The sequence below is a fragment of the Bifidobacterium jacchi genome (assembly GCF_009078285.1).
Taxonomy (GTDB): domain Bacteria; phylum Actinomycetota; class Actinomycetes; order Actinomycetales; family Bifidobacteriaceae; genus Bifidobacterium; species Bifidobacterium jacchi.
Genome location: NZ_RQSP01000001.1, coordinates 149,411 through 158,733 on the forward strand (window position 1 = coordinate 149,411; position 9,323 = coordinate 158,733).

General features: G+C 64.7%; 3 protein-coding genes and 3 pseudogenes. All 6 read right to left on the bottom strand.

Annotated elements, in window-relative coordinates; translation table 11 throughout:
* Positions 1–430: 430 nt before the first annotated feature.
* On the bottom strand, positions 431–1,702 hold the full coding sequence (locus EHS19_RS00635; RefSeq protein WP_151915882.1) for a glutamate-cysteine ligase family protein: 1,272 nt from the start codon (positions 1,700–1,702) through the stop codon (positions 431–433).
* Between the two features lie 267 nt (positions 1,703–1,969).
* Positions 1,970–3,529: pseudogene (locus EHS19_RS11815) on the bottom strand (activase); the annotation flags it as partial.
* Between the two features lie 312 nt (positions 3,530–3,841).
* Positions 3,842–5,197: pseudogene (locus EHS19_RS11820) on the bottom strand (acyl-CoA dehydratase activase-related protein); the annotation flags it as partial.
* Positions 5,198–5,382: 185 nt separating this feature from the next.
* Positions 5,383–7,225, bottom strand: a pseudogene (locus EHS19_RS11825) (acyl-CoA dehydratase activase); the annotation flags it as partial.
* A 255-nt stretch (positions 7,226–7,480) separates the two neighbouring features.
* Positions 7,481–8,305, bottom strand: coding sequence for a lacto-N-biosidase chaperone LnbY (gene lnbY, locus EHS19_RS00645; protein WP_151915859.1), 825 nt, complete (start codon positions 8,303–8,305; stop codon positions 7,481–7,483).
* Between the two features lie 205 nt (positions 8,306–8,510).
* Positions 8,511–9,323: YPDG domain-containing protein (locus tag EHS19_RS00650; protein WP_175578216.1), on the bottom strand; the 813-nt coding region annotated here is incomplete at its 5' end.

Consider the following 9,323-nt stretch of genomic DNA (forward strand, 5'->3'; position numbering starts at 1 on the left):
AGCCGTCAGCGCATCCGCCGACTTCAGCGGGGTCGGTCACAGGGAGCGGGCGCGCCACGTGACCATCATGCCGGAAAACGCTGCAATATCAAGGTTTTCATCAAGCGGTCACAGGGAGCGGGGCGCTCCCTGTGACCAACCGCGCGCCACGTGACCGACCCCGCGCAAGATATTTTCGAACTCAAGGCAAAACCCGAGAGAATCTTGCGCCCAGCGGTCGGCCCTCGCAAGGTTTTCTCGAACTCATCAGCCACTTCGAGAATCCCTTGCGCCGAGGTGCCTCCACCGACAACCAGCGCAAGATACTCTCGAAACAAACGGCCATCTCAACCGCAACCAAACGCAACAGGGGCCGCGGAATCACTGATCCCACGACCCCAATACCCAGCCCCGTACGCACCCCGCACCAATGCGGGTCCACGGCACCGGCCTACGCCTGAAACACGTCAGGATGCCTCGGATCCCCCGGCTCGTCGGCGAGCAGCCCCTCAAGACCGAGGAACGCATGCCAGAACTCCAGAGGCTGCCCATACGGCGTGGCGTCACGCCCGTGCGCCTGAATGTTCGCCTTCGCCTCGAACACATCGACCTCGCGAATGCCGTCGAAATACGATTCGAGCCGATCACGGTTCGCCGCATCGTAGAACAGCGATCCGATGATCTCGGTCAGTCGTTCGGCTCGTTCGATCGGCAGCGAATCCCAGTGCCGCAGCTCGATGAAGTTCTTGAGTCGCACATCGTTGAAATGCGTGGAGATGATGTGGTTGATCTCGTAGGGGTTGAGCTCGCGATCAGGGTACACGTCGGCGGCGTTCTCATAGAACGCGGCATGATGCAGCTGCTTGCCGGTCAGCCCCTCGGCCTCGGGCGTATGGGTCAGATCGGCGAACATGAGCGGCGTGGACAGCACGTCGATCGCATAGTCCTCCCAGCCGAACCGATCGTCGAACAGTCCCGGAATCACGTTCGTGCGCTGGAAGTCGAGGTAATCCCACATCCGCTGGCGCAGCAACGGCCACGGATTCGTCTCGCCTTCGAAATACGGCGTGTTGCGGAAGAACCATGCGAGAATCGGCCCGATCACGGTGCCGAGTCGCACCTTGTCGATCGAATCGCGTTCATCGACGTAGTCGATGCTCACCTGCGTGGAGGCCGAGCAGCGCATCATGCACGGGCCGAACTGGCCGACACGCCCCAGATAGGCGGTCATCGCATCGTAGCGGTCCTTGGGGTTGACGCGAACGTCGGCATATCCCGACTTCGGCTGGTAGCCGTAGTTGACCAGACGGAATCCCAGATCGGCGAGCACCGGGTCGACGTCGCGGCGGAACGAGCGGTAGTACGTCAGCAGCTCCTGCGGCGTTTTGAGAATGCCCAGCGAGCATTCGACCTGACCGCCCGGCTCCAGCGACACGGTGATGCCGTCGCGCGCGAGTCCGACCAGATGCCCGTTCTCCCAGTATTCCTTCTCGCTGTCGTAGTACGGCGCAATCCGCTTGAGCAGTGTTTCGATGCCGTTGGGCTCGTAGTAGCTCACCGCGGTGTCGTCGCTGTCATGCACCGGCAGATGCTCGATCTCCACGCCGAATCCGCCGGTGCCGCGCTGGGAGCGACCGTTCTCGAAGAAGCGCAGCAGACTGTCCACATGCTTGGGATTCGGCTTGGTCAGCAGATGGGCATAACTGGTTCGTATCGTCATGATGGCCATCGTAGCGGCTCGCGGCCGGCCACATGTCGATTCCGCTATACAAAGAATCGATAGCCAGCGCCCCGCGAAGGGCGGCCGAGCCCCCCGGCCGGAATCAGTCGGCCGCGGTGAACCCCTGCGGTTCACCCGCATCGGCGAACTTCGCGTTATGCGCCTTCTTGGCCGAACCGTTAAACGGACAGTGCAGTGCACTGTCCGTAGGTGAGGTGAGCGGGCGCGCAATCAGCGCCCGCGAAGGCGGCCAAGCCACCCAGCCCACCACTAATCGGCGGCCGTAAGCCTAGCGTGCGCCTTCTTGGCCGCAGCGATCATCAGCTTGATGCGGTTGAGCTGGTTGGCCTCGGAGGCACCCGGATCGTAGTCGATGGATACGATGTTGGCTTCCGGGTGCAGGCGGCGGATCTTGCCGAACATGCCGCGTCCGGTCACATGGTTGGGCAGGCAGGCGAACGGCTGCGCGCAGATCACGTTCGGGCAGCCCTGCTCGATGAGCTCCAGAATCTCCGCCGTCAGCAGCCATCCTTCGCCGGCCTGCACGCCGATCGACGTGACCTCGGCCGCCTTCTTGACGAGCTCGGGCATCGGCTCGTCGCGGCGGAACTTGCCGTGCGATGAGTCGAGCGCCTTGTTGATCGGCGCGAAGTACCGGTCGAGTCCCCAGCGCATGATCGCGTAGGCGAACTGGTTGCCGCCCATGCCAAGGTTGTGCTCGTTCCAGTCGGTGATGTACGGCTTGGTGGTCATGAACTCCATGATGCCGGGCACCACGGCCTCGCAGTCCTGCGATTCGATGACGTCGACCACATGGTTGTTCGCATCGGGCTGGTATTTGACGAGGATCTCACCGACCACGCCGACGCGCACCTTGCGCGGCACGTCGCGCAACGGCAGCGCATCGAACGATTTGACGATCTCGCTGGCGAGCGTGCCGTACGGCAGCCAGCCCTTCCTCAGCCACGCCGTCTTCGCGCCGGTCTTGGAGTAGCCGTGATGTTCGAGCGTTTCGCGCACGATCACATCCCACTGCTCGTACAGGCGGTTCGCCGCGCCGGGCTCCGCCTCGTACGGACGCACGCGGTACAGGCACTTCATAAGCAGATCGCCGAGAATCAGCGCCTTGACCGCACGGTGCAGCATCGGCACGGTCGCCTTGAATCCGGGGTTGTCCTCCAACCCCTGCGTGGAGATGGCGATCACCGGGATCTGCGGGTAGCCGGCGTCGATCAGCGCCTTGCGGATAAGGCCGAAATAATTCGTGGCTCGGCACATGCCGCCGGTCTGGGTGATGGCGAGCGCCACATGATCCGGGTCGTACTTGCCTTCGAGGATCGCGTCGATGAGCTGGCCGATGACCATGATGGCCGGGTAGCAGGCGTCGTTGTTCACATATTTGAGGCCGGTCTCCACGTCGCTGCGGCTGGCATGCTTGAGCACGTCGAACCTGTAGCCGCCGGAGCGGATGACCGCCTCGACCAGCGACAGATGAATCGGACTCATCTGCGGGGCGACGATCGTGTAGTCGCGCTTCATGTTCCTGACGAACTTCTCGCGATGAGCGTAGCGGCTCATCGTGGCGTTGTTGTGGCCGGACTTGCCGCCCTTGCGCGGCTTGCCCGCCGCCGGAGCGGTGGTGCCGTTCGACCCGGCAAGCACGTCGCGGCCCTGTGCCGCGGCTTTGATGTCGCGTTCGGCGGCCCGCTTGGATGCCTCGCGCATGGCGCGGGTGAGCTTGGGGTTGGATGCCATGGTCGTGTCGAGCAGCACCTGTCGGCCCGGCGTGGGCGCCTTGCCGCCAGTGCGGCGGAAACCGGTGGATCTGGGCGCGCCGGCCGGTGCGGCGTTCACGCTGGCGGTACCATTCGCGCCGGCAGCGCCGTTCGCCGCATCGCCGGCGCGTTCGGCGCGCACCTTCGCCTCGGCGGCATCGACGGCGGCCTGCGCCTCGGCAAGGGCGGCCTTGGCTGCGGCAAGTCGCGCCTCTGCCGCCTTGACCGCGGCCTCGTCCACCTTCGCTTCGGTGTCGTGCTTGGTCGGCTGCTGCGGATTCGCGTCGGCGCCGACCGAACCGGCTTCGAGCGAACCGACCCCAATTGACCCAGCACCGGCGGCACCGGACGCACCGTCGGCGAGCAGCCTTGCCTTGTTGCGCTCACGCTCCTCGACGGCCGCCTTGAGCGAGCGCAGACGGATCTTGGCGGCGCCGAGGTTTGACACCTCGTCGATCTTGAGCAGCGTGTACACGTCGGCCTTGTCGGCGAGGATCTCGGACACCTGATCGGTGGTGATCGCGTCGAGTCCGCATCCGAACGAGTTGAGCTGCACGAGTTCCAGCCCGGGGTACGACGCGACGAAGTTCGCCGCCGCATACAGGCGCGAATGGTACGCCCACTGGTTGGTCACGCGCAGCGGCATGCGCTTGACGGTGACCGTGCGATCGCCGACATGACGGAATCCGGCCGCGTTCTTCTTGCGCGGGTCCTCCTCGCCGGCCGCAAGGAATTCGGTCAGATCAAGCTTCTCCCCCGGCTGCAGCTCGCAGATGGAGTCCTCGGAGAGCACCACCATGCCCAGTGCGCAGATGGTTTCGGGAATGCCATGGTTGATCTCCGGGTCGATGTGGTAGGGGCGGCCGGCGAGCACGATGCCGCGGCAGTTGTGCTCCTTCATGTAGGCGAGGGCCTTCAGACCCTCCTGCTGCACGTCGTTCTTGAAGACCTTGTCTTCGGCGTAGGCGGCCTTGACGGCCGTCTCAGCCTCCTCGCGCGTCACGTTCGCCCATGCGAACTCCTCGACGATGCGATCGACCATCAGCTCGTGGTTGGCGAGGTTGAAGTACGGGTGCATGTAGCGCACGTCCGAGTCGCGCAGTTCGGGCATGTTCGCGCCGACGACGAGCGGGTAGTTGGCCACGACCGGGCAATTGTAATGATTGTCGGTGTTCGGCACCAGATTGTCCTCGTAGCTGACGCACGGGTAGAAGATCGTCTTGACGCCCTTGCCCAGCAGCCATTTGATGTGCCCGTGCACCAGCTTGGCCGGGTAGCAGATGTTCTCGGAGGCGATCGATTCGATGCCGGTCTCGAACAGTTCATGCGAGCTGCGCCCGGAGATCATCACCTTGAAGCCCAGCGAGGTGAGCAGCGTGAACCAGAACGGGTAGTTCTCGTACATGTTGAGCGCGCGCGGGATGCCGATCTCGCCGCGGGTGGCCTTCTTGTCGGTCAGCCTGCGGTAGGCGAAGCAGCGCTTGTACTTGTAGTCGTAGAGGTTCGGACGGTCGGAACGCTTCTTCTTGGCGTCGCCGCCGCGTTCGCAGCGGTTGCCGGTCACGTAGCGCGAACCGTCGGCGAACGTGGTGATGGTGAGCTTGCAGTGGTTCTGGCACAGCTTGCACACGTCGCGCTCGCTGGTCATCGACAGATGATCGAGTTCGTCGCCGGTCAGGATCGTGGAGACGGTGTGGTGGATGCCGTCGACGACGATCTCATGATCATGGCCGGCCGCGGTCGCTGCGGCGTCTGCGGTCGCGGCGGAGCCGCCCGCCGCCGCAGCCGACGCGGTATCGCCCACCGCCGCCGCAGCAGCCGCATCCGCAGCCGCATCCGTCGCAGAAGCCGCCGCGGCAGCCGCATGATCGGCGGCGGTACCGTCCTGCAGCACATGCTCATGATCGTCGTCGGCCACATCCTCGTAGTGCATGCGGGCGGTCAGCGCCGCACCATAGGCACCCATCAGACCGGCGATGTTCGGACGGGTCACCTCGCGTTCGGTGAGCAGTTCGAAGGCGCGCAGCACGGCGTCATTGAGGAACGTGCCGCCCTGCACCACGACGGTGTCGCCAAGCTCACCGGAATCGCGCAGTTTGATGACCTTGTACAGCGCGTTGCGCACCACGGAATAGCACAGGCCGGCGGCGATGTCCTCGATGGACGCGCCTTCCTTCTGCGCCTGTTTGACGGACGAGTTCATGAACACGGTGCAGCGCGAGCCCAAATCCACCGGATGCGTGGAGGCGAGCGCCTTTTGCGTGAACTCCTGAATCGTCAGGCCCATCGACATGGCGAAGGTCTGCAGGAACGAGCCGCAACCGGACGAGCAGGCCTCGTTGACGGCGATCGAGTCGATGACGCCGTCGGTGATCGCCAGGTACTTCATGTCCTGACCGCCGATGTCGATGACGGCGGTGACGCCGGGGCTGACCATTTCGGCGCCGCGGTAGTGGGCCATGGTCTCGACCACGCCTTCGTCCAAGTGCAGGCCTGTGGTGATCAGTCCCTCGCCGTAGCCGGTGGCGCAGGAGCGCGCGATCCACGCGCCCTGCGGCAGTTCGGCTTGGATTTTCTTGACGATGTTGATGGCGGCCGTCAGCGGGCTGCCCTCGTTGTTGGCGTAGCTGGACCACACGATTTCGCGGTCGTCGTTGACGAGCGTGGCCTTGATGGTGGTCGAGCCGGCGTCGATGCCGAGGAAGTGGGGGCCGTGTGCGCCGTCGAGCGTGCCGATGTGGATGTGCTCGCGGTGATGACGCTGGTTGAACGCCTCGCGGTCGGCCTCGGTGGGGAACAGCGGCGGCATGGTGGGCGTGTTGCTGGGAAGGTTCTTCAGCTCCTCCAGCCGCTTGAGGATGTCGGCGCAGGTGCGCGCCTCGAAGTGGTGGCCCTGATCGTCGGCATCCATATCGGCCTGCAACGCGGCGCCATAGGCAACGTACAGGTGCGCGTTGGTCGGCACGATGAACTCGTCGACCTTGCCGTCGAGCGCACGCTGGAACGCGGCGCGAAGCTCGGACATGAAGAACAGCGGGCCGCCGAGGAAGATCACGGTGCCGTGGATCGGGCGGCCGGACGCGAGGCCTGCGATGGTCTGCGTGGCGACGGCGGTGAAGATGGATGCGGCGAGGTCGGGCTTGGCGGCGCCGTCGTTGATGAGCGGCTGGAGGTCGGTTTTGGCGAACACGCCGCATCGCGAGGCGATCGGATATAGGGTCTTGTAGTCCTTCGCCATGTCGTTGAGGCCCGACGCATCGGTGTCGAGCAGCGTGGACATCTGGTCGATGAACGCGCCGGTGCCGCCCGCGCAGGAGCCGTTCATGCGCTGCTCGGGGGTGGGCTTGAGGTACGTGATCTTGGCGTCCTCGCCGCCGAGCTCGATGATGACGTCCGCCTGCGGGTATTCCTTGTCGATCGCCTCGGTTTCGGCGATGACCTCCTGAATGAACGGCACATGCATGCTGTCGGCGAGCGCAAGGCCGCCGGAACCGGTGATCGCGAGACGGATCGGCTCGTCACCACGCCCGAGCTCCTCAAGCTTCCTGTGGATGTCCTCCAGCAGGCCCGCCACGGTGGCGCGCACGTTGGCGTGATGACGTCGGTAGTCGGAGAACAGGGTCTCGCTCAGGGAATCGGATTGATCGAGCACCACCGCCTTGACCGTGGTGGACCCGATGTCCAATCCCACCCGCAGCGGTTTGGCGGGCTTCGATCCGCCTGTGCGCGGTTGCGGCGCAGTCGCGTTCATGGTGGCGTTCGATGCGGTTTCTACCATGCTGTCCTCTTATGATTCGGCTTCCGGTGTGCCGTCCGCCACACCGCGCCGCCTTGCCCGGGCGGCATCGAAAGAGGCTTTGGGACGGCTGCGCCCGGCTTCTTCGGCATAGCTTAGTGCCACCACCAGCCGGACATGTCGTGCCGGCCGGTGATTTCGCTCACGGAAATCATGATAAACCCGACATGATGACGGGTTGTGTCGGATTGCGTCGGATTGCGGTTCCGACTAGTCAAGCTGACCGAGCGCATACGCGCGCAGCTTCGCCCACGGCACGTCGGCAAGGCTGATCGAATCGACCTCCTTGGCGATGATGGCCCGGTAGCGCTCCTCGCGCAGCTGCACCTTCACGTTCGCCTTGACGTCGCTCAGCGGCGCCTTGCCGTCGACGCCCTCGACCGTCCAGTCGTGCGCATCGTAGTAGTCCTGCACATCCTTGTCGCTCAACGCCATGCCCGGGTTCCCGTCGTTGTCGATGTAGGCGTTCTTCAACGCGGTGAGCTCGTAGTCGATGTACATGTCGATGTCGTATTCGCTGCGCCCGTAGACCACCTCCCCGTTGGCGCGCTTGTCCGCATTGGTCTGGTTGGCGTTCCTCATGCGCGATACGATGCTCGGATAGTCGTCCGACGCCACCGCGCCGATGGACATGCCGACACGATAGGTGGCGTGCCGGGTGCGCAGATCGCTCACCGTCTGCCTGGCGAGGTAGTCGATCGGCGTCTCGCTGCCGTGCTTGGCGGTCCAGTCGGCGTCGTCGGCGTTGAGATTCACCTGATAGGTTTGCGAAAAGTGGCTTATCGTCTCGTTTTTGGCGGTTTTCATCGCCTGGTCGAATTCGTCGGCGGTGATCGCAGTGCCGCCGAGTGCGAATTCGGGGAATGCGGCGGTCTGCGTATCGCTCTGGGTCTGCTGCCGCGCATCGGCGGCGTCGCTGCCGCCCGACCGGCCATCACCCATCATGGTGACGCCGATCGCGATGCCTGCGGCGATGGCGATGATGATGATCGCGGCTGCGACGATCATCATGATGCCGCGTTTCGTAATGCTCATGCCCCGAGTCTACCCCACGCGGCCTTGAAACCCTCGAATCCATGGAACAAGCGACATGAACAAGCGCGACATGCAAGAGCCCCGCGAACCATGTGATTCTGGTTCGCGGGGCTCTCCCGCCGCACTGCCGACCGCCGGCCGGATGACCGGCATGTCGGGCTATGCGCTAATCATGACACTGCGTCATGGCTGCGTCATGGCTGCGTCAGCGACGTGCGCGACGCGCCAGCGCGAGCGCAGCGCCGGCACCGGCGATGAGCGCGGCAGCCAGAGCGACCATCGCCACGCTGGCACCGGTGTTCGACAGACCGGGCTTCTTGCCCGGCTCGGTCTTGCCATCGGTCTTGCCGCCGTCGGTCTTCGCCGCGACGAGCGCGCCCTTCGCCGCGTTGAGCGTGGTCAGAGCGGCGTTGATCTGCGCGTCGGTGGCGTTCGGATTGGCGAGCACCGCCTTGGCTGCGGCGGCCGCCTGCTCGAACGACGTCCACGAGGCGGCGGTGTACGCCTTCTCGTTGAGCTTGGCGGCCGCATCCACGGCCGTCTGGAGCTTCTCGCGCGGGGTTTCGACCGGCTTGACCGGCTGCTTGGACGCCACGGAGAACGCCACGCCCGGAGTCAGCTTCGTGCCGTCGGGGAAGGTGACCGTGACGGTCGCGGAGACGACCTTGCCGTAATCCGCCTCGGTCGGCGTGTACGTCACCGTGCCATCGGCGGCGATCGTGAGCGCCTTGTCGTCAACGGTGTACGTGGTGCCGGCCGGGACCTTGACGAGCTTGTCGTTGTCCCGATCGGTGATGACCGGCGCGTTGGTCGCCGTCTTGCCGACGGTGGCCACGACGTTGTTGTAGCGGATCACGTACTGCAGGTTCATCGGCTTGGCGGTCGGCTTGGCGGCGACGTTGAACGTGACCTCGGCGGTGTCGGTCGACTTGTCGGAGTAGGTCACCGTGACGCTCGCCTTGACGGCCTTGCCGTAATCCGCCTCGGTCGGCGTGTACGACACCGTGCCATCGGCGGC